Source organism: Myxococcus sp. AM009, from assembly GCF_013372605.1.
GTDB classification, from domain to species: Bacteria; Myxococcota; Myxococcia; order Myxococcales; family Myxococcaceae; genus Myxococcus; species Myxococcus vastator.
This window is the reverse complement of the sequence record NZ_JABXEP010000337.1, coordinates 1-1,588: the sequence shown is the minus strand read 5'-3', so window position 1 is coordinate 1,588 and position 1,588 is coordinate 1. Positions and strand designations below refer to the sequence as shown.

General features: G+C 77.5%; 1 protein-coding gene and 1 pseudogene. Both read left to right on the top strand.

The annotated features are described in order from the left end of the window. Positions 1–444 (top strand): annotated as a pseudogene (locus HV824_RS35665) (hypothetical protein); the annotation flags it as partial. A 14-nt stretch (positions 445–458) separates the two neighbouring features. Next, positions 459–1,588, top strand: a 1,130-nt coding sequence (locus HV824_RS35660; RefSeq protein ID WP_255208620.1) for a DUF1565 domain-containing protein, incomplete at its 3' end; no start/stop codon positions are given.

The following is a 1,588-nucleotide window of genomic DNA, read 5'->3' as shown; positions in this document are numbered from 1 at the left end:
GGCGGAGGGGCCCGGGCTCAAGCTCCGGGGCCAGTGGTTTCGCCTCCACCACGGCCAGGGGCGGTGGTGGAGGCGAAGCCACTGGCCCCGGAGCTGGAGCCCGAGCCCCTCCGCCCGCTGCGCCGCTGGGCGTGGCTGCCCGCCGCGGGCGGCGTCGCGCTGGCCGGCGTGGGCACCGTCTTCTACCTGCAGGCGGGTGACAGGTATTCGCGGCTCGACCAGGACGGCACGCCGGACGCGCCGCTGGATGACGCGGATGGCCTCGCGTCGTCGGGCCGCCGGGCGCAGACGCTGAGCCGGGTGGCCTTTGGACTGGGCGCCGCGGGGCTCGTGGCGGGCGCGGTGATGTTCCTGCTGCCCGGTGAGCTGCCCGCGAAGGTGCAGCCCTCCGCCGCCGTGGTCCCCGGTGGGGGCATGGTGGGCCTGTCCGGGACGTTGCCTTGAATTCGAGGAGAGTCATGCGGAAGACCAGGATGCTCGGCGCCACGGGCACCGCGCTCGTGGCGGCGCTCGGCGCGGGCGCTTGCTACGACTTCGACGGCGCGCGGCAGCGCTGCAGCGACGAGGGACGCTGTGAGCCCAACGTCGCCGCCTGCACCCCCGTCCCCGGCGAGGACCTCCCCGACGACGCCTTCGCCGACACCGACTGTGACGGCGTGGACGGCCAGGCGGACGCGGGGCTCTTCATCGACCCCATGGACGGGGATGACGACGCGGGCGTGGGCACCCGGCAGGCGCCGCTGCGCACCGTGGGCCGCGCGCTGGCGTTGCTGCGCGAGCTGGACGGCGGCCCGCGCCACCTCTTCCTCGCGGGCGGCGCCTATGACGAGGCGGGCCTGGAGCTGGACGTCCCCGTCTCGCTGCATGGCGGCTATGCCGGACGCAGTGGCGGCTGGCGCCGCGCCGCGGACCGCGTGGCCCTGTTCGACGCCGGCACGCTGGGGTTGACGGTGCGGGGCCTCCAGGACGCGGGCGTGCTGATGGAGTACGTGCAGGTCAGCGCCGCCACCGCGACCGGCCCCGGTGAGCCCTCCATCGCCGTGCGTCTGGTGGACTCCTCCGGGGTGCGCCTGCGCCACGTCACCCTGGCCGCGGGCGCGGGTGGCCAGGGCGCCCCCGGCGCCGCGGGGGACGCGGGCCTGGGCGGCCCGGACGGAGGCGAAGGCGGGCACGGCGGCGTCGGCAACTCCGACACGGGCCAGGGCGGGACGCCTGCCTCCATCACCTGCCCGGATGACACCCAGCCCACGGGCGGCTGGGGGGTGATTGGCAGCAGCGGCGGCAACCCTGGACGGGATGGCGGCACGGGCGGGCCCGACGAGACGGGCGGCGCGGGCGGCGCGGGCGGTGATGCGCCGGACGCCGCGTGCTCCGGGCGTGAGTGCGTCTGCAACCCAGCCCCGGGCGGACCGGGCCAGGGCGGCGCGGAAGGCGGCTCCGGCGCACCGGGTGGCGGCGGCGCGGGCCTGGGGGTGCTGCTCGACGGGACCTGGGCCGCCGAACAGCCGGGCGAGCCCGGCGGCGGCGGCACGGCGGGCTTCGGCGGCGGCGGCGGCGGGTCTGGCGGAAGCTGCAACATCGACAACGC